Origin of the sequence: Sphingomonas sp. LY54, from assembly GCF_035594035.1 — a bacterium.
Classification (GTDB): Bacteria; Pseudomonadota; Alphaproteobacteria; order Sphingomonadales; family Sphingomonadaceae; genus Allosphingosinicella.
This window is the reverse complement of sequence record NZ_CP141588.1, coordinates 1,576,552-1,602,766: the sequence shown is the minus strand read 5'-3', so window position 1 is coordinate 1,602,766 and position 26,215 is coordinate 1,576,552. Positions and strand designations below refer to the sequence as shown.

Below are 26,215 nucleotides of genomic sequence, written 5' to 3'. Positions count from 1 at the left end.
TCCTTCGTTCATCAGGGGTTTACATTGATCAGCTTCTCAGGCGCCCCATCCAATGGGCTCGACAAATCTTCCGCCCTCCGCTCGTCCGACCACGGCATCATCTGCTTTTCGCACCTGCGGTGGAATTTCGTCTTTCAGCGCCCGCAGCATCTGATGAGCCGCTTCGCTCTCGACCGGCGCGTGATCTATTGGGAAGAACCTGAGAATGCCTTGCCGGACTGCGAAGCGGCGCTGAGCGTACGGACCTGCGCCGAGACCGGCGTCGTCGTCGCGACCCCGACATTGCCCGAAAATCTGAGCGACGCGGAACGGATCGCGACCGTGAAGACCCTGCTCGACGCATTTCTCGCCGGCGAGCAGGGGCCGCTGGTGCGCTGGTATTACACACCGATGATGCTGCCCTTCTCGCGGCATATCGCGGCGGCGGCGACGGTCTATGACTGCATGGACGAGCTCGCCAATTTCCGTTTTGCACCGCCGCAATTGCTTGAGCTTGAGCGCGAGCTGTTCGCGGCCGCCGACGTTGTCTTCACCGGGGGCTACAGCCTCTACGAGGCCAAGAAGGACCGTCATCCCAACGTCCATCCTTTCCCCTCGAGCGTCGATCGCGCCCATTTCGCCCAGGCACGCGCCGGCGGCAAGCAGCCGGCCGACCAAGCGGAAATCGCGGGGCCGCGGCTCGGCTTCTACGGCGTTGTCGACGAGCGCATGGATTTGGAGCTGGTTGCGGCGCTTGCCGACGCGCATCCCGAATGGTCGATCGTCATGGTCGGTCCGGTCGTGAAGATCGATCCCGCCGACCTGCCGCAGCGCGCCAACATTCATTATCTCGGCGGCAAGCAATATGACGAACTGCCCGCCTATCTCGGCGGCTGGGACGTCGCGTTGATGCCGTTTGCGATCAACGATTCGACCAAGTTCATCTCGCCGACCAAGACGCCCGAATATCTGGCGGGCGGTCGGCCGGTGGTCTCGACCCCGATCACCGACGTGATACGCCACTATAGTGATCTCGACGCCGTCTTCATCGCCGACGGCCCTGAGGCATTCATCGCAGCCTGCGAGGACGCGCTCGAACTGGCGCAGGGCGAGAATGAGTGGCTCGACGGCGTCGATGCCAAGCTCGCCAATCTGAGCTGGGACATCACCTTCGCCCGCATGTCCGGCCTCGTCCGCGAGGCAGTCACCATCCCCGCGGCCGGCCCGCGCGTCGTCACGAGCGGCGCCAGGAAGCAATATGACTATCTCGTCGTGGGCGCAGGCTTCGCCGGCTCGGTGCTCGCCGAGCGGCTTGCCAGCCAGCACGATGCCCGCGTCCTCGTCATCGACAAGCGCCCGCACGTCGCCGGCAACGCGTACGATCATAAGGACGAAGCGGGCGTGCTGATCCATCAGTACGGACCCCACATCTTCCACACCAACAGCGACGAGATCGTCGATTACCTGTCGCAGTTCACGGCATGGCGCCCGTACGAGCATCGCGTTCTGGCGCAGGTTCGCGGCCAGCTCGTGCCGATCCCGATCAACCGGACGACGCTGAACGCATTGTTCGGGCTCGATCTCCAGACCGACGAGGAGGCCGCGGCCTATCTCGCGTCGCGCGCCGAGCCGGTCGACGAGATCGTCACGTCCGAGGATGTGGTTATCTCCGCGGTCGGCCGCGAGCTCTACGAGCTCTTCTTCCAGGGCTATACGCGCAAGCAATGGGGCCTCGACCCGAGCCAGCTCGACAAGTCGGTGACCTCGCGCGTCCCGACACGGACCAACACCGACGACCGTTATTTCGGCGACAAGCACCAGATCATGCCGGCGGACGGCTACACTGCCATGTTCAACGCGATGCTCGACCATCCGAACATCGATGTGCTGCTTTCGACCGACTATCAGGACGTGATGGCCGAGATCGATGCCGGCCACACGATCTTCACCGGTCCGATCGACGAATATTTCGGCTTCCGCTTCGGCAAGCTGCCTTACCGCAGCCTGCGCTTCGAGCATGAAGTGCGCGACGAGGAATGGATGCAGCCGGTGGCGGTGGTGAACTATCCGGACCCGAAGGTGACCTATACCCGCATCACCGAATACAAGCATCTGACCGGGCAGCAGCATCCGACGACCAGCATCACCTACGAATACCCGTCGGCGGAGGGCGATCCCTATTACCCGATCCCGCGGCCGGAGAACCAGGCTCTGTTCAAGCAATATGAAGCGCTGGCCGACGCGACGCCGAACGTCACCTTCGTGGGCCGGCTCGCGACCTACCGCTACTACAATATGGACCAGGTGGTCGGGCAGGCGCTCGCCGCGTTCCGCAAACTCGACGCCAAGCGCCAAGCCAAGCAGCCGACGCAACGGGTCTGGACCGAAGCGGCCGAGTGAAGACGCCTCGGGAAGCGGCTTCTATTCGGCCGCTTCCCTGAAGGCGCTGCGTATGCCTTCGCAATATTCGTCGATCGCGTGATTCACCGGGCGCAGCAGCAGGCCGCGGCCGCTCGATAGTGCGGTGATCGCCGGATCGCTTTCCGTCGGCACGATCAGCGCGGGATCGTAGCCGACGCGCTCGGCGACGCCGTGGGCAAATTCGTACCAGCTTAGCTTGCCCTGGTTGGCGAGGTGCCAGAGCCCGGTCTCGCCGTCGATCAGCAGGTCGAGCGCGGCGTGGCAGAGATCCGGCACGTAGGTCGGCGAAACGTCGACGTTGCGGCTGGCCCGCACCTGCTCGCCGCGCGCGAGGGCGCTCAGCGTGTGCCAGGCGAAATTATATTTGTCCCACGGGCCGAAGAAGGCGCTGGTGCGGATCACGAGCGCCTGCTCGGCGATGCCGAGGACATGCTGTTCGGCTTCGGCCTTGCTGAGGCCATAGACATTGGCCGGCGCCACCGGATCGGTTTCAGTATAGGCGCGGCCCAGCTTGCCGTCGAACACGAGATCCGACGAGAATGTGACGAGCCGCAGGCCTGCGTCCGTGCAGGCGCGCGCCAGCTTCTGCGGCCCGGCCGCATTGGCGGCAAGGCACGCTTCGCGCTCATTTTCCGCATCGGCGACCCGGACGAAGCCGGCCGCGTTGACGATCGCCCAGGGCTCGAAGCGCGCGATGGCGGCGCGGATCGACGCCTCGTCGGTGATGTCGAGCTCGGCGCGGCTGGTGAGGCAGAAGGGCAGGCCACGATGTTCCGCGATGCGCGCGAAGGCCTGTCCGAGCGTCCCGGTCGCGCCGGTGATCAGCAGCTTGCGGCCGTGCCCGCCCAATTCCTTGCAGGGGCCATGCCACGGATAGAGTCGCTCGGGCCTCCGCCACCAGCCGGGCTTGTCGAGCACCGGATGGTCGAAATCCTCGCCCTTCGCATAGGCCTTGGCTGCGGCCGCGATCACGGTCGGGCGCGGCTCGGGCGAGCGCGCGTCGAACGCCCCGACGTCGTAGACGCCGTCCTCGCGCGTCAGCAGCGAGCGCCAGTCGACATTGCCGAACAGGGACCAGAGCGTGACGGCGCGCAGGTCCATGCCTTCGTCGCGGAGCGCGCCGGCGGTCTTCCAGACTTCGGCGAACCAGCGCAATTGCTCGTCGCGGGTGCAGCCGTGATGGACTTCGGTGACGGCGATCGGGATGCCGTAACGCTCCCAGGCCTCGCGCAGGCGCGGGCCGATCCCGGTATCGAGATGGAGGCGCTTCACCCGCACCGCTTCCGCATCGATATAGCGCTGGCGCCCGTTTCCGCCGACGGGCTGGCCCGGATAGAGGGCGAGCCGGTGGTCGAGAAAACGTTCGCTGGTGAGATAGTGGTTGATGCCGAGAATGTCGGGCATGGCCTCCCCGGTGGCGAGCGCTTCGAGCGCGTCCGCGCCGATGCCGGCATCGCGCAGCAGCCGCACCCAGGGGTGGCGCCCCTGCACGCGGCCGCAGAGCAGGTCGAAGCTGAGCCAGCGACGGCTATTCTCGTGCTGCGCCTGGTGACGGAGCGGAGCGGTCGAAAAGGTCTTGCCGAGATCTTCGGTCTGCAGCAGCTGCGCGCCGGGAATGACGGCACGGATCGCCGCCATCGCCGCTTTCGTGCCAAGGCACTGGTTGACCAGCGCCTTGAGGAAGGCGGGGTAGGACCGGCGGTGCGGGAACCAGTGGCCGTAGAGCCCGGAAAAGCGGGCGGTGGTCAGCGGCTCGTTGATCGGGGTCCACGTCTCGATCCAGGGATAACGCTCGGCCACGCGCGCGGCGAACGCGGCCAACTTGGCCGGGAAATCGGGATCGAGGAGACTCGTATATTTCGGGCCGGAGCCGTGATGGAGTAGGCCGCCGATTACGCGCACGCCGCGCTTGCGCAGCAGGTGCAGCCGCTCGTCGGTCCACGCCCAGTCGCAATCGTCCGGCGCGTCCGGCGCGATCGATTCCCAGAGGATCGGATAGCGGACGGTGGTGACGCCGAGGTCGGCGATGCGATCGATATCGCCCTTGCGAAGACTGTGCCCCGTCTCGAGGCACTGGTCGCGAAAGACGTCGCCCACGCGGGCGATCGTACATTCGACTCCTCCCCAAAGCTCCAGCCTTGAAGCGGTCGTCTGCAGATCTGTCATAGGCCCAATTCGAATTCCTGACGGTACGGAAACGAACGGGCATGTTGCTGGGATGGTTCCGAAAAATGCGATGCCGTCTAATGTGGATCAGCGATTCCCTCGGCAGGAGCCGGCGCGACGGGGGGCTCGCCGCGCTCCGGAACGAGCAGGTCGACGATCAGGCGCCACCCTTCCGGGCCGCTTTTGCCGATGCGCATATGATGGTACGGGCGGCTCCGACGAACGGCATGCGAAAGTCTTCGCGAATCCGCAGCTTGCACGGCCGCCGCCGATGTTGCAGCGTCTTGCCATTCTACGTCACCAATACAGGTCCGCCGTCCTGGCGCACCCGGGAGTTGATCCATGGTCAAAGGCATCGCCGCGCTTTCCCTCCTCCTGCTGTCCACGACTGCGCTCGCGCAGGACAGGGACAAGGCCAAGGACGCGAAGAAATGGGACGTCGCCGCGCCGCCGATGAAGACCCGTCAGGTCGCGATCAACACGACCGAGGGCACGTGGATGAACGTCGACGTCTCGCCAGATGGCCGCACCATCGCCTTCGACATCTTGGGCGACATCTACACGCTGCCGATCGCCGGCGGCCGCGCGACCCGCATCGCCTCGGGCATGCCCTATGAGGTGCAGCCGCGTTTCTCGCCCGACGGCACGCAGATCGCCTTCACTTCGGACCGCGGCGGCGGCGACAATATCTGGATCATGAACGTCGACGGCTCGGGCAAGCGCCAGATGACCAAGGAGACGTTCACGCTCCTCAACAACCCGACCTGGAGCCCGGACGGCAAATATATCGCGGCGCGCAAGCATTTCACGACCGGCCGCTCGCTCGGCACCGGCGAGATCTGGATGTACCATGTCGGCGGCGGCGGCGGCGTCGCTTTGGTGGAGCGGCCCAATCCGCAGCACCAGAAGGAACTGGGCGAGCCGATGTTCACGCCGTCGGGCGACGGCATCTATTTCAGCCGCAACACCACCTCGGGCCCGATCTTCGAATATGCCCAGAATTCGAACCAGCAATTGTTCGCGATCGAGCGCTACGACCTCAAGACCGGCGAGCGCACCACGGTCGCCGGCGGCCCGGGCGGCGCGGTGCGTCCGCAGCCCTCGCCCGACGGCCGCTATCTCGCCTACGTCCACCGCGAGCGCGCCAAGTCCAAGCTCTATGTGAAGGACCTGCGCTCGGGCGAGGAGCGCAAGATCTACGACGCGCTCGATCAGGACGTGCAGGAGACCTGGGCGGTGACCGGCGTCTATCCGAACATGGACTGGACCCCGGATTCGAAATCGGTCGTCTTCTGGGCCGGCGGCAAGATCCGCCGCGTCAACCTGGACGGCTCCGGCGCCGCCGAAATCCCGTTCCAGGTCGCCGACAGCCGCGATGTGGTCGATCCGCCGCGCCCCGTCGTCAACGCCTATGCCGACAGCTTCACGACCCGGATGCCGCGCTTCGCGACGCTGTCGCCGGACGGCCGCAATGTCCTGTTCGAGAGCCTCGGCCGCCTCTACGTGAAGCCAGCCCAGGGCGGCGGCGCGCCCCGCCTGCTCACCGCCTCCGACAGCGACTTCCAGCTCTTCCCGAGCTGGTCGCGCGACGGCAGCCGCATCGTCTTCGTCAGCTGGAACGACCAGCGCCTGGGCGAGATCCGCACCGTCGCCGCCGACGGCAGCGGCATGAAGACCGTGACCAACATCCCGGGCCATTACCGCCGGCCTCGCTTCTCGCCGGACGGCCAGACGATCGTGTTCGAGCGCGGCGGCGGCGGCTATCTGACATCGGACGCCTGGTCCGAAAATCCCGGCATCTTCCGCGTCGCGGTGGCCGGCGGCGAGGCAGTTCGGCTCGTCAATGACGGCGGCAACCCGCATTTCGGCGCCGGGTCCGACCGCATCTTCTTCGAAAAGCGCGCCGACCAGAAGCTGAAGCTGGTCAGCGTCGACTGGAACGGCAAGGACGAACGCACCCACGCCCAGGGCGAGATGGCGATCGGCTACGAGGTCGCGCCGACCGGCGACCACCTCGCCTTCCGCGAAAATTACAGCGCGTTCGTCATGCCCTTCTTCCAGGGCGCCAAGACGCTCGAGATCGGCGCCAAGGCGACCGCCTTGCCGATCACCAAGGCGAGCGGCGACGGCGGCCAGTATCTCCACTGGAGCGCCGACGGCCGCAACCTCGTCTGGTCGCTGGGCCCGACCTTCTACCAGGCGCCCGTCTCCGCGATCGTCCGCACCGCGCCGGGCGGCAGCTACGCGCCGCCCAAGACCGGCGTCTCGCTCGCGCTGCCGGTCCGTGCCGACAAGCCCGAGGGCGTGGTCGCGTTGACCGGCGCCAAGGTGGTGACGATGGCCAACGCGGCCGGCGGCATCATCGAGGACGGCGTGGTCATCGTCGAGGACAACCGCATCAAGGCGGTCGGCCGCCGCGGCGAGATCGCGATCCCGGCCGGCGCCAAGACGGTGGACCTTGCCGGCAAGACGATCGTGCCGGGCTTCATCGATGCCCACGCCCACGGCGCGCAGGGCGAGGACGACGTGATCCCGCAGCAGAATTGGGACGCGCACGGCCATCTCGCGTTCGGCGTCACCACCGTCCACGATCCCTCGAGCAGCTCGTCCGAGATCTTCCCCGCGGCCGAAATGCAGCGCGCCGGCATTCTCGTCGCGCCGCGCACCTTCTCGACCGGCGAGATCGTCTATGGGGCGAAGGCACCGGGCGTCTATGCCGTCATCGACGGGATGGACGATGCGCTCGCCCACGTCCGCCGCCTGAAGATCCAGGGCGCGCACAGCATCAAGAACTACAACCAGCCGCGCCGCGACCAGCGCCAGCAGGTCGTCGCCGCCGCGCTCAAGGAGAATATCGCGGTCGTCGCCGAGGGCGGCTCGCTGTTCAGCCAGGACATCACCCTGATCGGCGACGGCAACACCACGCTCGAGCACAATATCCCACAGGCGATGCTCTACAAGGACGTGCTCGATTATTTCAGCGCGACCAAGGTCGGCTACACGCCGACGCTGGGCGTCACCTATGGCGGCCCCGGCGGCGAGCCATACTGGCTGCAGGAGAGCGAGGTGTGGAAGCATCCTTTGCTGACCCGCTACGTCCCGGCCCATATCCTCAATCCGGAGATGGTCCGCGTCGTGAAGGCGCCGGCCGAGGATTATGCCGACCAGGTCAGCGCCCGCACCGCCGACATGCTGTCGGACCGCGGCGTGCCGGTCTCGATCGGCGGCCACGGCCAGCAGCAGGGCCTCGCCTCCCATTGGGAGATGTGGTCGTTCGTGCGCGGCGGCATGACCCCGATCGAGGCGCTGAAGGCGGCGACGCGCACGCCGGCCCGCGCCCTCGGCTTTGCCGACATCGGCTCGCTCGAGCCGGGCAAGCTCGCCGATCTCGTCATCCTCGATGCCGATCCGACCGAGAATATCCGCAACACCGAGAAGATCGCCAAGGTGATGCTGAACGGCCGCCTCTACGATGCCGCTACGCTCAACGAGGAAGTCACCGGCACGCGCCAGCGGCAGCCTTATTATTGGGAGAAGTGACTGAAACCGTTCGGCTCAGCACGATTGCGGGGGTGGCAGTAGGACTTCGGTAAACCCTTTTAGGCATGGTCGCCTCATCCGACTGGGGGTGAGGCGACCATGGGCATGTACGACAGGAAGCTGGGGCTTGCCGCCACGCTGGTGACGCGGTCCCAGGAGCGCACGGTCGACCAGCGCAGCGAAGAGCGCCACGACGAGGTCGTCGAGCGCGCCATCATCACCTTCCGCGGCCAGGAATATCTGGTGCCGGTCGTCAACATCTCCTCACGCGGCACGATGATCGAAAGTGGCATCGATCCGCGCATCGGCGAGACGATCTCGATCCAATTCGAGAATTGCACCCGCATCCAGGCCTTCGTGCGCTGGATCCGCGAGGGGCGGATCGGCCTTAATTTCGGGCACGAGATCGTCCTCGGCCTCTGACTTTCGTCCTAGAAGAGAAACATGTTTCAGACCAAGATCACCGCCGACCCCTCGTCAGAGCCGCGCCGATCCGAGCCGCGTGCGACACTGGAGGCCGAGGTCGCCATGCGCGCGCTGGGCTCGACCGCGGTGGAAGCCCGCCTGCTCAATCTCTCCAGCCGCGGCTTCATGGCGGAAAGCGACGCCTATTTCACGGCCGGAAGCCGCGTCTGGCTGACCCTCCCCGGCGGCAATCGCGTCAATGCCGAGATCCTGTGGTCGCGCAACGGCCGCGTCGGGGGCACCTTCGCCGAGCCGATCGACCCGCTCCAGGTGATCGAAGCCGCCGGCCGCCTGCAGCCCTGGTGAGCCCCTCACCCGCACCATAACCGTCATTGCGAGCGCAGCGCGGCAATCCAGGCTTCCGCGCCGCTGGATTGCTTCGTCGCTTGTGCTCCTCGCAATGACGAGCAGGTCCGTCAGTCGGCGAGCGCTTCGGTTACCTTGGGCAGGATGCCGGTCACCATCCGCTTGATCCCCTGGAAGTTCGGATGGACCCCGTCCGGCAGGTTGAGGCTGCGATCGCCCGCCACGCCGTCCAGGAAGAAGGGATAGAGGCCCGCCCCGTAGGTCCGTGCGAGATCGGGGAAGATGCCGTTATAGTCCTTGGCATATTGCGGGCCGAGATTCGGCGCCGCGACCATGCCGGCGATCAGCACCTTGATCCCGCGCCGGTCGAGCTCGGCGACGATCGCGTCCAAATCCTTGCGGGTCTGGGCCGGCGCCAGGCCGCGCAGCATGTCGTTTGCGCCCAAGGCCACGATCGCGAGGTCCGGCTTGGTCTTGAGACCGTCCAAAGTCCATTGCAGCCGGGCCCGGCCCTGCGCCGCCGTGTTGCCCGACACCCCGGCGTCGGTGACGAACGCGCGGATGCCGTTGCGGCGGAGCGCATCCTCGAGCTGCGGGGCGAATCCCTGGCCGCGGGGCAGGCCGTAGCCGGCGGTCAGGCTGTCGCCGAACGCCAGGATGTGAACGTCCTTGGCCGCGGCCGGTGCAGCAACCCCCAGGGTCACGAGCAGCGCCAGATGGACAAAGAGGCGGCGAACCCCATATGCAAGCCGTAACGCCATCGGACCATCTCTCCCTTCATGACCAGCTCCTACGTTATCGACGCGTCGAATGTCACTCTGGCGCTGGGAAACGGCGCCGGCCGCGTGGAGATCCTTCGCGGCATCGATCTCCAGGTCGCCAAGGGGGAAAGCGTCGCTTTGCTCGGCCCCTCGGGCAGCGGCAAATCGTCGCTGATGGCGGTCCTCTCCGGCCTCGAACGCGCCACCAGCGGCAGTATCCGAATCGCCGGCGCCGACTTCGGGGCGCTTGACGAGGACGGCCTCGCCCGCGCCCGGCGCGGCCGGATCGGCATCGTTCTCCAGGCCTTCCATCTGCTGCCGACGATGACCGCGCACGAGAATGTCGCGGTTCCGCTCGAGCTCGCCGGCGCCGAGGATGCGTTCCCGATCGCCGCTGCCGAGCTGGAATCGGTCGGCCTCGGCCATCGCCTCACCCATTATCCGGCCCAGCTTTCCGGCGGCGAGCAGCAGCGCGTCGCCATTGCCCGCGCCATGGCGCCCCGGCCGGAACTGATCTTCGCCGACGAGCCGACCGGCAATCTCGACGGCAAGACGGGCCACGCCATCCTCGACCTGCTGTTCGCGCGGCAGGCCGATACCGGCGCGACCCTGCTCGTCATCACGCACGATCCCGAACTCGCCACGCGCTGCCACCGTGTCCTCGAGATGCAGGACGGGCGCATCGTGTCCGACCGGCGCACCGGATGAGCGCGACGGACCTAATCCTCCCCGGAACGGGGAGGGGGACCGCGCGCAGCGCGGTGGAGGGGTTGGGCCGAAGCTTGGGGCAGCCCCTCCACCGGCCTTCGGCTGGTCCCCCTCCCACTGCGGGGGAGGATCGATGATCCTCAGCCTGGCCATGCGCGACCTGCGCGGCGGCCTGACCGGGCTGCGTCTGCTCGCCATCTGCCTGTTCCTGGGCGTCGCTGCGCTGGCCGGAGTGGGTTCGCTGTCCTCGGCGATTGTGTCGGGCCTCGCCGAGCGCGGCCAGTCGATCCTCGGCGGCGACGTCCAGCTCGACGTGATGCAGCGCGCGGCGACTCCCGAGGAGCGCGCCGCCTTCGCTCGCGAAGGGCAGGTCAGCCACATCACTCGGATGCGGGCCATGGCCGGGCGCCTCGACGGAGCCGAGAGCGTGCTCGTCGAGTTGAAGGGCGTCGACGCCGCCTGGCCGCTTTACGGGGACTTTCGCCTGGAGCCGGGCGCGATCGCGCCGCGCCCGCGCGGCAAGCAGGTCGCGGTTGGGCCGGAATTGGCCGATCGCCTTCGGGTGAGCGTCGGGGATTCGATCCGCATCGGCGCGGCGGACCTGCGCATCATCGGCCTGATCGCCGAGGAACCGGACCGGGTAGGGCAGGGCTTCACTTTGGGTTCGACCGCCTTGGTCGATCCGGCCGGGCTCGCCGCCACCGGTCTCGTCCAGCCGGGCAGCCTCTACACCAGCGCCTATCGCCTCAAAGTCTCCCCGGGGACGGACGTCGCGGCGCTTTCGGAGAGACTCACCGAGCGGTTCAAGGATGCCGGCTTCGACATCCAGGACCGGTCTAACGGCGCGCCGGGCACGCGGCGCTTCATCGAGAGGCTCGGCCAGTTCCTGACTTTAGTCGGCCTCACCGCCTTGATCGTGGCCGGCATCGGCGTCGGCAACGGGGTGACCTCCTATCTCGACGCCAAGCGCGGCACGATCGCCACGCTGAAGCTGCTCGGCGCAACCAGCCGCACCATCTTCCTCTCCTATCTCGTCCAGATCGGGCTCGTCGCCTTGGCTGCGATCCTGGTCGGCCTAGCGGTCGGCGCGCTCGTGCCCTGGATCGTGGTGCAGATCGCCGGCAGCGCGCTGCCGGTGCCGCCGAGCCTGTCGCTTTATCCGGTGCCGTTGCTGGTCAGCGCCGGCTACGGCCTGCTGATTGCCTTCGAATTTGCCATCATCCCGCTCGCCCAGGCGCGCACCGTCCCGGCCGCCAGCCTGTTCCGCGGCAGCCTCGAGCGGTTGCGCCGGCCCGGCTGGCGCCTGGTCCTGGCGGTGGCCCTGGCGGCCGGACTGATCGCCGCGCTTGCGATCGGGACGGCGCGCGAGCCCGGCTTCGCCGCTGTGTTCATCGCCTCGGCGCTGGGCCTCTTGCTGCTGCTCACCTTGCTCGGCTGGCTGATCCGGCGCGGCGCGGCCGCGCTGCCCCGGCCGCGCAATCCGCTCTTCCGCCTTGCTTTGGCCAATCTCCACCGGCCGGCGGCGCAGACCGGACGGCTGGTGGTCGCGCTCGGCCTCGGCCTCACCTTGTTCACGACTTTGGCGGTGATAGAGACCAACCTTTCCGGCCAGATCCGCACCACCGTTCCGGCCAAGGCGCCGAGCTTCTTCATGCTCGACATACCGGTCGAGGAGGTCGGCCGCTTCCGCGCGCTCGCGCTGCGCGCCGCGCCGCAGGGCGACCTCGTCACCATCCCGTCGCTGCGCGGATCGGTGGTTGCGGTCGGCGATCGGCGCGTCTCGGAGATGAAGGAGCTTCCGGACGGGGCCTGGTTCCTGCGCGGCGATCGCGGACTCACCTACGCCGCCACGCTTCCCGAAGGCAGCCGCATCGTCGATGGCCAATGGTGGCCGGCCGATTATGACGGCCCGCCCTTGGTCTCGCTGGACGTCGAGGCGGCGCGCGCGGTCGGGCTGAAGGTCGGCGATTCGATCACCATCGCGATCCTCGGCCGCGAGATCGAGGCCCGGATCGCCTCGCTGCGCGAGATCAACTGGGACACGCTGGGCTTCAACTTCGTGATCGTGTTCGCGCCCGGCGCGCTCGAAAGTGCCCCGCACAGCTTCATGGCCACCATGTCGATGCCGGAGGCGGAGGAGCGCGCCTTCTCGCGCTCGGTCTCGAACGCCTTTCCCACCGTCAGCGTGATCCGCGTCAAGGAAGTGGTGCAGGCCGTCGCCGGGATGCTCGAGCAGCTTACGGTCGCGGTCCGGTCGGCCGCCTCGGTCGCGATCCTCGCCGGCATCGCCGTGCTGGTCGGCGCGCTCGCCGCGAGCCGCCGGGCGCGGACCTATGACAGCGTCATGCTGAAGCTGCTCGGCGCCACCCGCGCGCGCATCCTCATGGCCCAGGCGCTCGAATTCGCCGCGCTCGCCGCGATCGTCGCGGCGATCGCCTTCGCGCTTGGCGCCGGCGCCGGCTGGTATGTCGTGGTGAAGGTGCTGGAGCTCGAATGGGCGCCCGACTGGGGCGTTGTTGCGGCCACCCTCGCCCTCGGCGCTTTCGTCACCCTTGCGCTCGGCCTGCTCGGGTCCCTACCTGCATTGACGGCCCGGCCGGCACGCGCGCTGCGGGCATTGTGATCGGAGGATCCGCATGATCGATCTCTACACCGCCGCCACGCCCAACGGATGGAAGGCCTCGATCACGCTCGAGGAACTGGAGTTGCCTTACGAGGTCCATGTGCTCGATCTCGCCTCGGGCGCGCAAAAGGAAGCGTGGTTCACCGCGATCAACCCCAACGGCCGCATCCCGGCGATCGTCGACCGGGACGAAGGCGACTTCGCGGTGTTCGAATCCGGCGCGATCATGACCTATCTGGCCGAGAAGACCGGGCGGCTGATGCCGGCCGACGCGAAAGGGCGATCCAGGGTCATGCAGTGGCTGATGTTCCAGATGGGCGGCGTCGGCCCGATGATGGGCCAGGCCAACGTCTTCACCCGCTACTTCCCCGAGCAGCTTCCGAGCGTGATCGACCGCTATCGCCGCGAAGGCCGCCGCCTGTTCGAAGTGCTCGACCGCCATCTCGCCGACCATGAATGGCTCGCCGGCGATTATTCGATCGCCGACATCGCCAACTGGTCGTGGGTGCACACCCACGAATGGCCCGGCATCGACGTCGCCGGCCTCGACCATCTGCAGCGCTGGCTGGACCAGGTCGTTGCCCGCCCCGCGGTGCAGCGCGGTCGCCAGATTCCGCCGCGCGAGGACGATCCCGACAAGCTCGCCGAAAATGCCCGCAAGATGCTGGCCTAGCCGCTCCCCTTCCAACCGCCCCGCTCCAGGGACTATAGGGGTGGAACGCCCTCAGTCAGGATTGCCACGATGAATGAGATGACCCCGATCGCCGCCCAGCCCGCTTATTCCGAAGCGGTGCAGAAACTCCTCCAGCGCGCGCCGGCCCTGTTCATCAACGGCGAGTGGGTGCAGTCGACCCACGACAAGACGCTGCCGGTCTACGATCCCTCCACCGGCCGCCAGATCGCGACGATCGTCGACGCGTCCGAGGCCGATGCCGACCGCGCCGCCCAGGCCGCGCGCACCGCCTTCGACGATGGCCGCTGGTCGGGCCTTTCGCCCTACGCCCGCGAGCGCGCGATCATGCGCCTCGCCGACCTCATCGAAGCCAACATTCCCGAGATCGCCGAGCTCGAATCGATCGACAACGGCAAGCCGCGCTCGGCCTCGGCCGGCTACGACCTGCCCCGCTGCGTCCAGACCCTGCGCTACATGGCCGGCTGGGCGACCAAGCTTTCGGGCGAGCATATCGAGCCGTCGGGCTTCCCGACCGGGACGATGCACGCTTATGTCCGCCGCGAGCCGATCGGCGTCGCCGTGCAGATCGTGCCGTGGAACTTCCCGCTGATGATGGCCGTGCAGAAGATCGCGCCGGCGCTGGCGGCCGGCTGCACCGTGATCCTGAAGCCCGCCGAGCAGACCTCGCTCTCGGTGCTGCGCCTCGCCGACCTGATCGCCGAAGCCGGCATCCCGGCCGGCGTCGTCAACATCGTCACCGGCCTCGGCGAGACCTGCGGCGACCGCCTGGTGCGCAGCCCGCTGGTCGACAAGGTCGCCTTCACCGGCTCGACCGAAGTCGGCAAGATCATCAACCGCGCCGCCACCGACACGCTGAAGCGCGTGACGCTGGAGCTTGGCGGCAAGTCGCCGGTGATCGTGCTCCCCGACGTCGACATCGAGAAGACCGCCGCCGGCGCCGCCCGCTCGATCTTCGCCAATGCCGGGCAGGTCTGCATCGCCGGCTCGCGCCTGTTCGCGCACCGCTCGATTTTCGACAAATTGCTGGAGGCGGTCGCCGACAATGCCGGCAAGTGGAAGGTCGGGCCCAGCCTCGCCCCCGACACGATGATGGGCCCGCTCGTCTCGACCGAGCAGCATGAGCGCGTGCTCGGCTATATCGACCAGGGCCGCAAGGCCGGCGCCACCGTGCTCGCTGGCGGCGACACGCCGGGCGGCGACGGTTATTTCGTCAACCCGACCATCCTCGTCGACGTGAATCCCGACATGTCGGTGGTACGCGAGGAGATTTTCGGCCCGGTCCTCACCGCCCAGCGCTTCGACGATCTCGATGCGGTCGCGGCGGCCGCCAACGACACGCCCTATGGCCTCGCCGCCTCGGTCTGGACCCGCGACGTCTCGGCGATGCACAGGCTCGCCGCGCGCATCAAGGCGGGCATGGTGTGGGGCAACACCAACAGCGCGGCCGACACCTCGATCCCGTTCGGCGGCTTCAAGCAATCGGGCTTCGGACGCGAATCCGGCCGCTACGGAATCGAGGCCTATACCGAGCTGAAGACGGTCGCGATCGCGCTCTGAGCGCGCAAGGACGAGAGCCCCGTCTCGATGAGACGGGGTTCGGTCGCCCTTCGCTGCGGATTCATCAGGCCGGGGTGAGCATCTCGAACTTGACGGTCGTCACCGTCACCGTCCCGGCGGTGCGGGCGGGCGGGAACGGACGGCCCTGGGCGACATAATCGTCCAGCGCCGATTCCAGCGCGCGCAGCGCCTGCTCGCACGCTTCCTCGTCGTCGCGCCCGACGGCCATCGCTTCCGGGACGTCGGGCACCGTCGCCAGCACCATGCCGTCATATCGATAAGCGAGTCGCAGCGCGTAAGTGAGCATGCCGGGCCTCCAACGGGTTCCATTACCTCCACGCGGCCAACCGAGGTTAGCTACAGGCGCGGCACGCTATGTCTGGAAAGGACTGCTGAAAGCGCAGTCCGTTCATCCGCATAGATGATGCAGATCGCGCTTCAAGGCGAGTCTATTGTCGACGCTCCGGCGCGGGGCCGTTGCATTCTGGCGCAATTCCAACCCGGGGGCGTAGAGAAGGTTCAGTCGTCGTAGCAGTGGCGCGTATCGGGCTCCTCGCCGCGGCGCTCGGCGCGCCTTTGCGCCTTGCCGACGCATTCCTCCTGCTTGCGGATCGCGCGCCCGCGCTTCTCATCGGCTTCGGACTGGCTGGTGGTGGCGAGGTCCACGCCCTTCGAGGCGGCCTTGACCGGAAGCGTGACGACGTCGACCGCCGTGCTCGCGATGGTGCCGACGACGCAGCCCGAAAGCGCGAGCGGCACGATGGCCAGGATCATCAAACGCGTCATCACTTCCTCCGGGTCGCTGTCTTTGTCATAGGGCAGCTGATCCGGATGTGAACCGTCTTGCGGCCGGTTGCAGGATTCGACCGGCTCGTTGCGATACTGTATTCTGGCGGACCAAGCCGAGTCCCGGGGGGGATCGAACGCCATGACCAGGAACGATCTCGCTTACTACCGTGCCCGTCTCGAGGCAGAGCGGCGCAGCGCCGAGTCCGCGTCCAATCCCGTCGTCGCCGCGGTGCACCGCCAGCTCGCCGATGAATATGCCGCTTTGATCATCGCCAACGGCTTTGGCGTCCACAAGGAATCTACGTCCGCGGTCGACTGATGGGAGCGTGGCTCAGGCGGCGCTAGCCTCCGGCAGCGGCATCTCGAGCGTAAAGCGGAGACCTTCGGGCCGGAATTCGATTCTCGTGCGCGCGTCGAGCTCGTAGGGCAGCCGGCGCTGGAGCAGTTCCATGCCGAACCCCTGGCGCTGCGGCTCGGTCAGCCCGGCCTCGCCAAGAGTCTCGCTCCACACCAGCCGCAGGGCCTTGCCACCGCCGTCCGCGGCCAATGTCTCCCAGACGATCGACAGCCGGCCCGCGACGCCGCTCAGCACGCCATATTTGACGGCGTTGGTCGCGAGCTCGTGCATCGCCAGGCTGACCGACTCGGCGGCCCTGGGCGGGAGCTGCGTGTCGGGGCCGCGGACGACCAACGTGTCGCCCTCGCGCGCCGCATGGGCGAGCAGCTCGTCCTCGATCAGCCCTTTGAGGTCGACGCCGGCGTCGGGGTTGCGGGTGACGGCGGACTGGACGCGCGAGAAGGCGTCGAGCCGGCCCTGCAAGTGCATGTCCATGTCTTCCACGCTGTCGCTGGTGGCGGCAGTGCGCTGCGCGATCGACCGGACGACGCCGAGCGTGTTGCGCACCCGATGCTGCAGCTCGGCGAGGAGCGTGCGCTGGTGCTCCTCGGCCAGCTTGCTTTCGGTGATATCGCGCGCCGTCCCGGTGACGGCAACCGCCTCTCCGTCCAGGAACCGGCTGCGCGCGCGGGTGGAGATCCAGCGAATGTCGCCGGTCTGGCGATTCCGCATGCGATATTCGGCTTCGTATACCCCCGTCCCCGCGGGATCGAGCGCGCACTGGACGGTCGCCACGACGCGGTCCCGATCGGCAGGATGGACGCCCTCCTTCCACCGCTCGTAGCTAGGCTCGAGATCGGCGGACAAGCCCCACAAGGCTTGCAGGCGCTCGTCCCAGTCGAGCTTTCCGGTACGCAGATCCCAGCGATAGGTGGTGAGGCCGGCCAGCTCGACTCCTTCCTGGAGCCAGGCCTGGCTGTCGCGGAGCGCGAGCTCCGTCGCCTTGCGCTCGGTGATGTCGAGCACGGCGCCCACGAACCCGGTCGGCCTGCTGCCGTCGAACGACGCCCGGCCGTGGCCCTGGATCCAGCGTTCGACCCCGTCTTCGATCCCGATCACGCGATATTCCAGCGTGACGGGTTCGTTGCCCGGAATCAATCCGGCCGAAACGGCGGCCTCCACGCGATGGCGGTCATCGGGATGGATGGCTGCGACCGCCTGCTTCGGATCGATCGTCGACGTAGGCGCGAGGCCCCACAGGGCCTTGGTGCGGGCATCCCAGTTGAGCTCGCCCGTGCCGGGCTCCCAGCTCGACCAGCCGAGGCCGAGCAATTCGGCGACGGTCTCGAACCTGGTCTCGCGGTCACGCGCCTCCGCCTCGGCCCGGTCGCGGGCGGCTTCGGCGGCGACCTGCCCGGTCAAATCCTGTGCAATGAGATGCACGCCGGCGATGGCGCCGTGGGCGTCGCGAAGCGGGGCGAGATGGCCGACGAACCAGGCCTCGCTCGGCGCCCCGTCGCGCAGGACCGACCGTCGTTGCCGGTCCGATGAGATCGCCTGCCCTGCCCATACGCGTTCGCAGAGCGCGCCGGCATTCTCCCAGCCTTCGGCTTCTTGCAATCTCGCCGACTGGCCGAGGGCGCGCGGGTGCTTGCCGTTCAGCACCGGCAGGTAGGCGTCGTTGTAGATCTGGATCAGGTCCTCGCCCCAGCAGAGCAGCATGGGCAGCGGATGGGAAAGCGTCAGGCCGACGGCGGTCCTGAGGTCGCGCGGCCATTGGGCGATCGGGCCGATGGGAGTCGCCGTCCAGTCGTGGCTGCGCACCCGCTCGGCCATTTCGCCGTCGCCGGCCAGCCAGTTTCCCCGATCAGTCATTGGCGTCGAGGTGCCTGCCCTCCCGGTCGAGGTGCAGGTAATTGTCGTTGAACATGGCGACATCCTTGAGAGCGTCCATGTTGGGGATGGTCAAGGTCTTGCTCTGCAGCTCGACCAGTCCGCCCTTGCGGAGTTCCTGCAGCGTCCGGTTGACGTGCACGGCGGTCAGCCCGGTCGCGTCCGCCAGGTCGACCTGGGTCAGCGGGAAATTGATGCTGTTGCCGTTGGTCTGGCCGACCGACTGCATGCGAATGTACAATTCGCACAGGAGGTGGGCGATCCGCTCGAACGCGGTGCGCTGACCCAGGTTGAGCGTCCATTCGCGCTGGATCGCCATCGTCACCAGTTCATCCCACCACAATGCCTGGACGAGGCGGGGGTGATCGGCGAGCAGCTTCTCGAAGTCGTCGCGCGCAATCTCCGCTACGCGCACCGGCGTGATGGAAGCGATCGAATGGTCCATTTCCCGGAGGATGTAGATGTGCAGATCGCAAAGGTCGCCGGGCACGAAGAAGGAGACGATCTGGCGCCGGCCGTCCGGCAACGTCTTGTAGCGGCACGCCCATCCGTCCAGCACCAGAAAGACGGAGCGGGGCGCATCGCCTTCGCGAATGAGATCGCGCCGGGCTCCGACTTCGCGGATGGTGCGACGCGCCATGCGTTCGAGGATTGCGCGATCGTCTTGCGACAGCCTGGTGAATGCTTCGATGCGGCGGGTCAGGACATTTACCATTTCATAGCGGTCAACTGTCCCCGTCATTAGCGCGGCCCCTCGCGGACTGTTGTTCACCTATGTTAGGTAAGCGACTGTTTACACGCGAGCCGTCCCCAGGACCAGAACGGAGGGCGCAGATGGACAATATGGGCTTTAGCGGCGCACGCATTCTCGTCGTCGAGGACGAATATTATCTCGCCGACGATCTTGCCTGCGCCTTCGAACGACGCGGAGCGGAGATAGCGGGACCGGTCGCTACCGCCGCCGCAGCCGATAAACTGATCGCCGCGGGCGGGATCGATTATGCCGTGATCGACCTCAACCTGCGCGGGAGCATGGCCTTCACGCTTGGGGACAGGCTCCGCGAGGCCGGCATCCCGTTCCTGATCGCATCCGGATATACGCGCGACTCCCTGCCCGACCGGTTTCGCGAAGTGCCGCAGATCGAGAAACCCTTCAGTGTCGCTCAGGTGCTGGAATGCATGGGGGTGCTGGTGGCGGCAGGAAAGGACGGAACCGGCGATGCCTAAGCTTTCGCGAAGAAATACTGAATCATAACAAAGGTGAATGCCCGAATCGTTTTGATCCGCGACTGATCATCTTTGGACATGAGATGGGGATCGGGCATGACCAGAGAGGATGAGATCAGGCTCCACTCCGACCGGGCCTCCGCAGAACTCGACATGGCGCTCAGCGCCCAATCTATTCAGGCGGCGCGCGCGCATTTCAGCCTGACCGCGCTTCATCTCGATCGGATGCGCGATCTGGCCGACCTCGCGGCCAAGCCATCGGACAAGCTTTCGTGAGCGGGTAGCGACGCAGCCTCAGCCCACTCCTCCTAGGCTGCGCACATTGGAGGCGTGCCCGTATGGGCACGCCTCTTTTTTCGTCAGAACTTCTGCTGGCGCTCGTAGAGCGACTTGTAATGCTGGATGCGGGTGACGCGCAGGCCGGGCATGCCCGAGCGGTCGACCGCGCGCTGCCAGCTGGCAAATTCCTCGAGCGTCAGGCGATAGCGCTCGCACGCCTCGTCGACCGACAGAAGCCCGCCATTCACGGCCGCCACGACTTCGGCCTTGCGACGCACGACCCAGCGGGACGTCGACTGCGGCGGAAGCGTGTCCAGCGTAAGCGGCTCGCCGAGCGGGCCGATCACCTGGGCGGGGCGGATCTTCTGGTTCTCGATCATTCAAACCTCAAAAAACAGGCCCCTTTTCGGGGCTCAACTCTTGTCACGCCTCAGCCTTACCGCCGATGCGTTGAAGGAAGCCTAAAGTCGGGTGGTAAATTTCACGGTCACCGGTTCGGATCGTACGGAAGCGGCACCGGCTCGCGATGGAAGCAGCCGCCCTGGAGCGGCACCGCCTGCTCCCAGCCCGGGGCGCCGAGAAGGAGGACGACCAGCGGCTCGCGCTCGGAGTTCCCGGGCACGGCATCGCCCTGCCGAGCGCGGGCTGCGCGCGCGCAGGGACTTGACGCCTGGAGCGCGTCGAGGCTCGCGACCAGCACCTCATAATCGAGGCGGGCCGCGGAGCGGTCGGCGAGCATTCGCTCCGCGCGGCGGAAGAAAGCCATCTCCATGAGTCCGAGTCGTACCGGAACAGGCTGAATCCATCGTAAAGGTCGACCCAAGGGTGTGATTTTGCAGGGCTCTGCGCTATGGGCCGCGGCGATGAACGTGGATTTCCAGCTCGCCAAGCCGCTCAGCGAGGCCCGGATCGTCGTCGCCATGTCGGGCGGCGTCGACAGCTCGGTCGTGGCTGCGCTCGCCGCCCGCACCGGCGCGGAAGTGATCGGCGTGACGCTGCAGCTCTATGATTATGGTGCCGCCGTGCAGCGCACCGGCAGCTGCTGCGCGGGGCAGGACATTTACGACGCGCGCACCGTCGCCGACCGGCTCGGCATCGCCCATTATGTGTTCGATTACGAAAGCCGCTTCCGCGACAGCGTGATCGACCGCTTCGCCGACGAATATATGAAGGGGCGGACGCCGATCCCCTGCATCAGCTGCAACCAGGGGGTGAAATTCACCGATCTGCTGGCGCTGGCCAGGGATCTTGGCGCCGACTGCCTCGCTACCGGCCATTATGTGCGCCGCGTGATGGGGCCGCGCGGCGCGCAGCTCCATCGCCCGGCCGACGCGGCCCGCGACCAGAGCTATTTCCTTTTCGCGACGACCCAGGACCAGCTCGATTATCTGCGCTTCCCGCTCGGCGATTTGCCCAAGCCCGTGGTGCGCGAGATCGCCAAGGAGCTGCAGCTGCTCGTCGCCGACAAGCCCGACAGCCAGGATATCTGCTTCGTCCCCAACGGCGATTATGCCTCGGTGGTGAAGAGGGTCCGGCCCGAAGCGGCGGCCGAAGGCGAGATCGTCGACGGCGAGGGCCGCGTGCTCGGCCGCCACAAGGGCCTCATCCACTTCACCGTCGGCCAGCGCCGCGGGCTCGAGATCGGCGGCCAGAAGGAGCCGCTCTACGTAGTCCGCATCGAGCCGGAGAGCCGCCGCGTCGTCGTCGGGCCCAAGCGCGCGCTTGCGGTCAGCGCCGCCTGCCTCGCCGACATCAACTGGATCGGCGAGGGCCAGCGCGAGGGCCTCACCGCCAAGGTGCGGTCGCTCGCCAAGCCGGCGCCGGTCCGCTTCGACGGCGAAGCGATCCACTTCCTGCAGCCCGAATATGGCGTCGCGCCGGGCCAGGCGGCGGTGCTCTATGACGGCGACCGCGTCCTCGGCGGCGGCTGGATCGAAGCGACGGTCCCGGCCCGGGAGGCCCTTGCCGCGGCCTGACCAACGCTTTGCCTTTAATATGCTATGGTCCCCCGCATCAGGGGCGAGTCGTCCGCGCTTACATCCTTCCTGAAAGCACGCCGAGGTTTCCTCCAGTATCGGGCGTGACGGTGGGATGGCGGCCGCTTCCGGGACCATCAGGGAGGATCAGAACATGGCAAGAATTCGCGGCAACGGCGTCATCGTGGGCACGCCCCAGGACGATCATATCACCGGCGGCAACGGCGACGACTTCATCACCGGCGGCGGCGGCAACGACGATATCGACGGCGGCAGGGGCCGAGACACGGCGGCGTTCAGCCAGGAATTCTTCCGCTCGTCGATCACCGGCCACGACCATCCGTCGGGCAAGCTGAACGTGAACGGCCCCGACGGCAGTGATCGCCTGAGAGACATCGAGGTGCTGCGCTTCGGCGCGCTCGAGATCGACGTGGACGGCGCCATCGACTCGTCCTCGTCCGGCCATCGCGGTCACGGCCGTGGTCACCAGGAGCACGGCAACGGCAAGGGCAAGGGCCACGACCATCACGATCATGACGGGTCGACATTGTTCCTGTCGGGCATCAACAACGTCAATCACGGCCCCGGCGACCAGGCGACCCGCTTCAGCCTGCTGGCCGACGGATCGGCAATGAACAGCGAAGCCCGGTTCGGATCGGTGACGATCGACGCCGTGCCCGGCGGCGGATCGGACGAGGCGCTCCACCTCGTCACCGACAGCAATAACGGCCGGCTGCGGCTCAACAATCTGTGGGACGCCGACCAGCAGGTCACGCTCGGCGAGCTCGATATGCTCGAATTCGATTATTATATCGACAGCGCCGAGCGCACCGACGTGATCCCGGTCATCCGCCTGATCATCGACGCCGACGGCAATCTCGCGACCACCACTGATCGCGGCGAGCTCGTGTTCGAATGGGCCTATCAGGGCTTTGGCCCGACCACGACCGATGCCTGGCAGCATGCCGATCTCGCCGGCGACGACTGGGTGGCGTGGCAACGCTCGAACGGCATGAACTGGGATCAGATCGTCAACATGACCGAGCTCAGCGACTGGGCCGACGCGGACGGCTTCACCCCGGTCGGCGGCATCCGTTTCGACGAGGACAGCCTGATCATCGGCTGGTCGGTCGCCTTGGGCTCCGGCAACGGCGCCGCCGACATGTATGTCGACAATCTCCAGATCGGGCCGACGACCTACGAGTTCGTCGCCTGAAACGCGCAGCGCCGCCGGGCGATAAACCCGGCGGCGCCTTTCTTTCTGCGCAGGTGGCCGGTCCGGCTTAGCCGCCGCGGCCGGTAGCCGTCTTCATCAGCGACATCTGCTTGCGGTAGAGATTGGTCATGGTGGCGTAGTCCGCCTGCACCTGGCCCATCTTCAGCAATTGCTCCTCGAGCGTCACGTTGTTGCCGTCGGGCTTGGTCTCGGTGACGTCCTTGTCGGCGATGATGTGGCCGCCGCGCGGCTGGCTGGCGCCGAGCGCGGCCATGCCGCTGGTGATGGTGACGCGCGGCTTGCCGATGCGGACCTGGCCGCGCTCGCCGTGCGGCGCGAGCAGGGCGCCGAAGTCCAGCTTCTCAAGCTCGCGCGCCTTGAATCCGGGCGTCTCGCTGTTGGCGACATTCTGCGCGATCACCTTCTGGCGCTCGCTCAGGTGCCGCATGGCCTGGCCGAGGCCGGCCAGCAGGGGCGGAAGGTTGGGCATGAGGGCGTCCTTAGAAATAGGGGTTGGAGCCGCCGAGGCGGCTCAACGCGTCCTGGTACATGGCGAGCTGCTTCTGCTGGTAGGCAGAGGCGCCGCCCGAAATGTTGCTGGTGCCGTTGGCGAGCGCGGCTTTGCCGTCGTCCCAGTAGAGCGAGCGATAGGCGGTCTGCGTCATCGAGATGGCCGACTCGATCGTCTTCAGCGCCAGCGCCGCGCTCTCCATGGTGACGAGGCTGTAGGCGTCGCTCAGCGCGAGGCCGAACGTGCCGCCGGGCTGGACTCGGGGTGCGTTCTTGGGCGCGACCGGCGGAGCCGACAGGCGCTGCGGCTCGATGCCGAGCTTGCCGAGCGCGTCCTTGCCGTCGACGCCGGCGACCAGCTCGATCGCGTGGCCGGGCTTGGCGTCGATGCGCAGCACGCTCTTCTCGCCGACCTTCGGGGTCGTGATCGTGATGTCGGCGCCGGTCGCCTTGCGGATCCGGTCGGCGAGCGTCGCCAGCGTGTCGTCGGCCGTGACTGTGATCTTCTTGGCGGTCTTGCCGTCGACCTTGAGCGTGAATTCGTCGCCGGGCCGCAGGCTGGTCTGGGCGACGAGCTTGGTGGACTCGCTGTCGTTGACGGTGCCGCGCTGCAGGCCGAGCGCCCCCATGATGCCGGCCCCGCCCGTGGTGGCGGCGATGCGCACAGGCTCGGTGCGGAGCGCGGTCTGGCCGAACTGGGTCGTGCTCTGGATCGCGCCGGTGGCGGTGTCGATGCGGCTGATGAAGCCGTCGACGGCGCCGCGGCGCGCACCGTCCATCGCGCCGGTGGTGCGGCCGCCGACATAGAGCGAACCGTTCATGAACGTGACGCTGTCGGCCTGGTCGTCGGCAGCGCTGCCGAGATAGGAGACGCTTGCACCGCTGAGCCCGGCGTCGATGCGGGCGACGAAGCCGTCGCGGCCGCCCGACGTGGCGTTGACCTGGGTTCCGATCAGCGCGCTCAGCGTGGCGCCGACGACCGCGATCTCGCCGGTCTCCGATACCGCGATCGCGCGCGCGTCGGCCGATCCGAGGGCCAGCGATCCGAGGTCCCCGGCGAGCGATTGCGCGTCGATCCGGCGCAAGGTCGCGGTGCCGTTTTCCTTGGTGAGGGCCAGCAATTCGCCGCTGCCGTCGATGGCCAGCGCCGTCACCGTGTCGCTGCCGCCGCTGTTGATCGTGCGGCGTTCCTGGAGCGCGCCGGTGGTGCTGATCCGGGCGAGGAAGGCATCGCCCCCGCCGGTGCCGCTGCGGCCGCCGACATAGATGGTGCCGTCGGCGCCGACCGTGACCGCGCTCGCTTCCTCGTTGCCGAGCGCGCGGACGGCGGTGGCGAATTTCTCGTCGCCATTGGCGTCGAACTTCACGACCAGCATGTCGCTGTCGGCGCCGAGCGAGCCGTTGAAGGGACCGGAAACCGTGCCGGCAACGACGATGTCGCCATTGGCGGCGACGCTGACCGCTGCGCCCTGGGCGCCGCCGGACGCGCCGAGCGTGCGCTGCCAGAGCACGCGGCCCTCGCTGTCGAGCTTGGTGAGGAACAGGTCCTCGGCGCCGTCGACGCGGTTGCTGCCGAGGTCGCCGCCGGTGGTGCCGACGACATAGCTGTTGCCCTGCGCGTCGCTGGTGATCGCGCGTGCCGTCGTGGCGGCCCAGATCGTCTTCGGCTGCGGCGCCGTGGTGCCCTTGATCGGCGGAGGCGGCGGGGTGAGGGCCGCTGCCGCGGTGGCGTCGCGGTCGACCGCCGCGATCGTGCCGAGCGTCTTTTGCGTGACCGCGCCGGCCGGGTCGTCGAAGCGCAGGATCTTGGTGGTGGTGGGCGCGTCGAGCGCAGTCTGGCCGCTGGCGACGATCAAACTGTCCTTGGCGCCGACCTGGTCGATGCCGACCTGCTCGACCCCCAGCGCGTTCAGGGCCAGACCCCATTTGCCGTCATTCTTCTCGACCGAGAAGCGCGACGCATATTTGGCGAGCGGGTTGCCATCGCCGTCGAACACGATCGCGCCGTTGGTGTCGCGCATCGGGACGGACGCGATGGCGGCATTGAGGGCTGCGGCGATGCCGTCGAGCGTGGGCGGCTGCGTCACCGTCGACAGGTCGACCGTGACGCTCTCGGTCACGCCATATTTGGAGAGGCTGACGCTCAGCAGCTCGTTGCCGGCGATGCCGGGGATGGCGGCATTGCGCGTGTCGAGGATGCCGGCGGCAAGCGTCTTGGTCGGCGCGATCGTCGGCGTCATCGGGACGCTCTCGGCGCGCCGCGCCGGCTTGTCGAAGGCGAGCTTGACCTTGTCGGTCGGGGCGGCCGCGAGGAAAGCCTGGAGGTCGCCCAAGCCCTTGGCGAAGATCGCGTCGAGCGACAGCCGTGCCGACGACGAAGTGGTCTTGGCCGCGGCGCTTTCGGCCAGGACGCGCAATTGCTCGAGCGCCTTGTAGGCGACGAAGCTGGTCTGGACGTCGGCCGGCAGCGAGGCATTGCGCATCGGGGTCTTGTCGATGATCGTCGACAGCCGCTTGATCGCTGCCAGCTGCGCGGAAAGCGGCGTGTTCGGCCCCGGCTGCTGCCAGGGAGCGGTTACCCGCGGCGTCGTGAACTGCGCCTTGGCGATCCGCACGGCGCGCGTTTCGAAGCGCATGGAGGAGGCGAGGCCGAACAGGCTGTTGTCGCCCGTCAGCATGCTGAGCCCCACGAGGCTGTTCGAAAAATTTATCGACATGGCCGATTAACCAAGCCTCCCTGCGCGCACATTCATCCTATAAGATAGACG

At 67.4% G+C, this 26,215-nt stretch carries 23 protein-coding genes; 13 read left to right on the top strand and 10 right to left on the bottom strand.

Going from position 1 to position 26,215, the window contains the following annotated elements:
• Positions 1-153: 153 nt before the first annotated feature.
• Complete coding sequence (gene glf, locus SH591_RS08090; RefSeq protein ID WP_324751277.1) at positions 154-2,379, top strand: UDP-galactopyranose mutase; 2,226 nt, start codon at positions 154-156, stop codon at positions 2,377-2,379.
• 21 nt (positions 2,380-2,400) lie between these two features.
• Here glf and SH591_RS08085 read toward each other — a convergent pair whose 3' ends face one another.
• Positions 2,401-4,566: a family 1 glycosylhydrolase gene (locus SH591_RS08085; protein ID WP_324751276.1), complete on the bottom strand. Its 2,166-nt coding sequence runs from the start codon at positions 4,564-4,566 to the stop codon at positions 2,401-2,403.
• 342 nt (positions 4,567-4,908) lie between these two features.
• On the opposite strand from SH591_RS08085, the gene SH591_RS08080 reads away from it, so the two are divergent.
• From SH591_RS08080 to SH591_RS08070, 3 genes are all read left to right on the top strand, one after another.
• Positions 4,909-8,106 (top strand): amidohydrolase family protein, encoded by a 3,198-nt coding sequence (locus SH591_RS08080; RefSeq protein WP_324751275.1) that lies wholly within the window; start codon positions 4,909-4,911, stop codon positions 8,104-8,106.
• Positions 8,107-8,211: 105 nt separating this feature from the next.
• Complete coding sequence (locus SH591_RS08075) at positions 8,212-8,529, top strand: PilZ domain-containing protein (protein ID WP_322831036.1); 318 nt, start codon at positions 8,212-8,214, stop codon at positions 8,527-8,529.
• Between the two features lie 21 nt (positions 8,530-8,550).
• The gene (locus SH591_RS08070; protein WP_322831035.1) at positions 8,551-8,877 is read left to right on the top strand and encodes a hypothetical protein; all 327 of its coding nucleotides are present in this window, start codon (positions 8,551-8,553) and stop codon (positions 8,875-8,877) included.
• 110 nt (positions 8,878-8,987) lie between these two features.
• Here SH591_RS08070 and SH591_RS08065 read toward each other — a convergent pair whose 3' ends face one another.
• On the bottom strand, positions 8,988-9,638 hold the full coding sequence (locus tag SH591_RS08065) for an arylesterase (protein WP_324751274.1): 651 nt from the start codon (positions 9,636-9,638) through the stop codon (positions 8,988-8,990).
• A gap of 18 nt (positions 9,639-9,656) precedes the next feature.
• Here SH591_RS08065 and SH591_RS08060 point away from each other — a divergent pair, with 18 nt between their 5' ends.
• From SH591_RS08060 to SH591_RS08045, 4 genes are all read left to right on the top strand, one after another.
• The gene (locus SH591_RS08060) at positions 9,657-10,346 is read left to right on the top strand and encodes an ABC transporter ATP-binding protein (protein ID WP_322831033.1); all 690 of its coding nucleotides are present in this window, start codon (positions 9,657-9,659) and stop codon (positions 10,344-10,346) included.
• A 133-nt stretch (positions 10,347-10,479) separates the two neighbouring features.
• Positions 10,480-12,969, top strand: a complete 2,490-nt coding sequence (locus tag SH591_RS08055) for an ABC transporter permease (RefSeq protein WP_324751273.1) — start codon at positions 10,480-10,482, stop codon at positions 12,967-12,969.
• 13 nt (positions 12,970-12,982) lie between these two features.
• Entirely contained in the window at positions 12,983-13,642 is a 660-nt protein-coding gene (locus tag SH591_RS08050; RefSeq protein ID WP_324751272.1) for a glutathione S-transferase family protein, read from the top strand.
• A gap of 69 nt (positions 13,643-13,711) precedes the next feature.
• Positions 13,712-15,220, top strand: coding sequence for an aldehyde dehydrogenase family protein (locus SH591_RS08045; protein WP_324751271.1), 1,509 nt, complete (start codon positions 13,712-13,714; stop codon positions 15,218-15,220).
• A 64-nt stretch (positions 15,221-15,284) separates the two neighbouring features.
• Here SH591_RS08045 and SH591_RS08040 read toward each other — a convergent pair whose 3' ends face one another.
• The gene (locus SH591_RS08040; RefSeq protein WP_322831029.1) at positions 15,285-15,527 is read right to left on the bottom strand and encodes a type II toxin-antitoxin system HicB family antitoxin; all 243 of its coding nucleotides are present in this window, start codon (positions 15,525-15,527) and stop codon (positions 15,285-15,287) included.
• Between the two features lie 212 nt (positions 15,528-15,739).
• Complete coding sequence (locus SH591_RS08035; RefSeq protein ID WP_324751270.1) at positions 15,740-16,006, bottom strand: hypothetical protein; 267 nt, start codon at positions 16,004-16,006, stop codon at positions 15,740-15,742.
• A gap of 142 nt (positions 16,007-16,148) precedes the next feature.
• Here SH591_RS08035 and SH591_RS08030 point away from each other — a divergent pair, with 142 nt between their 5' ends.
• On the top strand, positions 16,149-16,328 hold the full coding sequence (locus SH591_RS08030; RefSeq protein ID WP_324751269.1) for a hypothetical protein: 180 nt from the start codon (positions 16,149-16,151) through the stop codon (positions 16,326-16,328).
• A gap of 12 nt (positions 16,329-16,340) precedes the next feature.
• Here the strand turns inward: SH591_RS08030 and SH591_RS08025 are convergent, their stop codons facing one another.
• Both SH591_RS08025 and SH591_RS08020 read right to left on the bottom strand, forming a co-directional pair.
• Positions 16,341-18,221: a sensor histidine kinase gene (locus tag SH591_RS08025; protein ID WP_324751268.1), complete on the bottom strand. Its 1,881-nt coding sequence runs from the start codon at positions 18,219-18,221 to the stop codon at positions 16,341-16,343.
• Entirely contained in the window at positions 18,214-18,879 is a 666-nt protein-coding gene (locus SH591_RS08020; RefSeq protein ID WP_324751267.1) for a Crp/Fnr family transcriptional regulator, read from the bottom strand. Before SH591_RS08020 ends, SH591_RS08025 begins: the two co-directional genes overlap by 8 nt.
• A 194-nt stretch (positions 18,880-19,073) precedes the next feature.
• Here SH591_RS08020 and SH591_RS08015 point away from each other — a divergent pair, with 194 nt between their 5' ends.
• Both SH591_RS08015 and SH591_RS08010 read left to right on the top strand, forming a co-directional pair.
• Complete coding sequence (locus SH591_RS08015; protein WP_324751266.1) at positions 19,074-19,466, top strand: response regulator; 393 nt, start codon at positions 19,074-19,076, stop codon at positions 19,464-19,466.
• Positions 19,467-19,562: 96 nt separating this feature from the next.
• Positions 19,563-19,742, top strand: coding sequence for a hypothetical protein (locus SH591_RS08010; protein WP_322831023.1), 180 nt, complete (start codon positions 19,563-19,565; stop codon positions 19,740-19,742).
• 83 nt (positions 19,743-19,825) lie between these two features.
• Here the strand turns inward: SH591_RS08010 and sciP are convergent, their stop codons facing one another.
• Both sciP and SH591_RS08000 read right to left on the bottom strand, forming a co-directional pair.
• Positions 19,826-20,125: a CtrA inhibitor SciP gene (gene sciP, locus SH591_RS08005; protein WP_322831022.1), complete on the bottom strand. Its 300-nt coding sequence runs from the start codon at positions 20,123-20,125 to the stop codon at positions 19,826-19,828.
• A gap of 107 nt (positions 20,126-20,232) precedes the next feature.
• On the bottom strand, positions 20,233-20,517 hold the full coding sequence (locus SH591_RS08000; RefSeq protein ID WP_322831021.1) for a hypothetical protein: 285 nt from the start codon (positions 20,515-20,517) through the stop codon (positions 20,233-20,235).
• Between the two features lie 91 nt (positions 20,518-20,608).
• On the opposite strand from SH591_RS08000, the gene mnmA reads away from it, so the two are divergent.
• Together mnmA and SH591_RS07990 are read left to right on the top strand one after the other, a co-directional pair.
• Positions 20,609-21,721, top strand: a complete 1,113-nt coding sequence (gene mnmA, locus SH591_RS07995) for a tRNA 2-thiouridine(34) synthase MnmA (RefSeq protein ID WP_324751265.1) — start codon at positions 20,609-20,611, stop codon at positions 21,719-21,721.
• Between the two features lie 154 nt (positions 21,722-21,875).
• Positions 21,876-22,937: a hypothetical protein gene (locus tag SH591_RS07990; RefSeq protein ID WP_324751264.1), complete on the top strand. Its 1,062-nt coding sequence runs from the start codon at positions 21,876-21,878 to the stop codon at positions 22,935-22,937.
• A gap of 67 nt (positions 22,938-23,004) precedes the next feature.
• Here SH591_RS07990 and SH591_RS07985 read toward each other — a convergent pair whose 3' ends face one another.
• On the bottom strand, positions 23,005-23,427 hold the full coding sequence (locus tag SH591_RS07985; RefSeq protein WP_324751263.1) for a flagellar basal body protein: 423 nt from the start codon (positions 23,425-23,427) through the stop codon (positions 23,005-23,007).
• Between the two features lie 10 nt (positions 23,428-23,437).
• A complete protein-coding gene (locus SH591_RS07980; RefSeq protein ID WP_324751262.1) occupies positions 23,438-26,164 on the bottom strand; it encodes an autotransporter outer membrane beta-barrel domain-containing protein in 2,727 nt (908 codons plus the stop codon).
• Positions 26,165-26,215: the final 51 nt, after the last annotated feature.

What these genes read in the sequence shown, in the direction of transcription:
- glf (WP_324751277.1), top strand. Translation starts at nt 154, where the DNA reads ATGAGCCGCTTCGCTCTCGACCGGCGCGTGATCTATTGGGAAGAACCT.
- SH591_RS08085 (WP_324751276.1), bottom strand. Translation starts at nt 4,566, where the DNA reads ATGACAGATCTGCAGACGACCGCTTCAAGGCTGGAGCTTTGGGGAGGA.
- SH591_RS08080 (WP_324751275.1), top strand. Translation starts at nt 4,909, where the DNA reads ATGGTCAAAGGCATCGCCGCGCTTTCCCTCCTCCTGCTGTCCACGACT.
- SH591_RS08075 (WP_322831036.1), top strand. Translation starts at nt 8,212, where the DNA reads ATGTACGACAGGAAGCTGGGGCTTGCCGCCACGCTGGTGACGCGGTCC.
- SH591_RS08070 (WP_322831035.1), top strand. Translation starts at nt 8,551, where the DNA reads ATGTTTCAGACCAAGATCACCGCCGACCCCTCGTCAGAGCCGCGCCGA.
- SH591_RS08065 (WP_324751274.1), bottom strand. Translation starts at nt 9,638, where the DNA reads ATGGCGTTACGGCTTGCATATGGGGTTCGCCGCCTCTTTGTCCATCTG.
- SH591_RS08060 (WP_322831033.1), top strand. Translation starts at nt 9,657, where the DNA reads ATGACCAGCTCCTACGTTATCGACGCGTCGAATGTCACTCTGGCGCTG.
- SH591_RS08055 (WP_324751273.1), top strand. Translation starts at nt 10,480, where the DNA reads ATGATCCTCAGCCTGGCCATGCGCGACCTGCGCGGCGGCCTGACCGGG.
- SH591_RS08050 (WP_324751272.1), top strand. Translation starts at nt 12,983, where the DNA reads ATGATCGATCTCTACACCGCCGCCACGCCCAACGGATGGAAGGCCTCG.
- SH591_RS08045 (WP_324751271.1), top strand. Translation starts at nt 13,712, where the DNA reads ATGAATGAGATGACCCCGATCGCCGCCCAGCCCGCTTATTCCGAAGCG.
- SH591_RS08040 (WP_322831029.1), bottom strand. Translation starts at nt 15,527, where the DNA reads ATGCTCACTTACGCGCTGCGACTCGCTTATCGATATGACGGCATGGTG.
- SH591_RS08035 (WP_324751270.1), bottom strand. Translation starts at nt 16,006, where the DNA reads ATGACGCGTTTGATGATCCTGGCCATCGTGCCGCTCGCGCTTTCGGGC.
- SH591_RS08030 (WP_324751269.1), top strand. Translation starts at nt 16,149, where the DNA reads ATGACCAGGAACGATCTCGCTTACTACCGTGCCCGTCTCGAGGCAGAG.
- SH591_RS08025 (WP_324751268.1), bottom strand. Translation starts at nt 18,221, where the DNA reads ATGACTGATCGGGGAAACTGGCTGGCCGGCGACGGCGAAATGGCCGAG.
- SH591_RS08020 (WP_324751267.1), bottom strand. Translation starts at nt 18,879, where the DNA reads ATGGCGCGTCGCACCATCCGCGAAGTCGGAGCCCGGCGCGATCTCATT.
- SH591_RS08015 (WP_324751266.1), top strand. Translation starts at nt 19,074, where the DNA reads ATGGACAATATGGGCTTTAGCGGCGCACGCATTCTCGTCGTCGAGGAC.
- SH591_RS08010 (WP_322831023.1), top strand. Translation starts at nt 19,563, where the DNA reads ATGACCAGAGAGGATGAGATCAGGCTCCACTCCGACCGGGCCTCCGCA.
- sciP (WP_322831022.1), bottom strand. Translation starts at nt 20,125, where the DNA reads ATGATCGAGAACCAGAAGATCCGCCCCGCCCAGGTGATCGGCCCGCTC.
- SH591_RS08000 (WP_322831021.1), bottom strand. Translation starts at nt 20,517, where the DNA reads ATGGAGATGGCTTTCTTCCGCCGCGCGGAGCGAATGCTCGCCGACCGC.
- mnmA (WP_324751265.1), top strand. Translation starts at nt 20,609, where the DNA reads ATGAACGTGGATTTCCAGCTCGCCAAGCCGCTCAGCGAGGCCCGGATC.
- SH591_RS07990 (WP_324751264.1), top strand. Translation starts at nt 21,876, where the DNA reads ATGGCAAGAATTCGCGGCAACGGCGTCATCGTGGGCACGCCCCAGGAC.
- SH591_RS07985 (WP_324751263.1), bottom strand. Translation starts at nt 23,427, where the DNA reads ATGCCCAACCTTCCGCCCCTGCTGGCCGGCCTCGGCCAGGCCATGCGG.
- SH591_RS07980 (WP_324751262.1), bottom strand. Translation starts at nt 26,164, where the DNA reads ATGTCGATAAATTTTTCGAACAGCCTCGTGGGGCTCAGCATGCTGACG.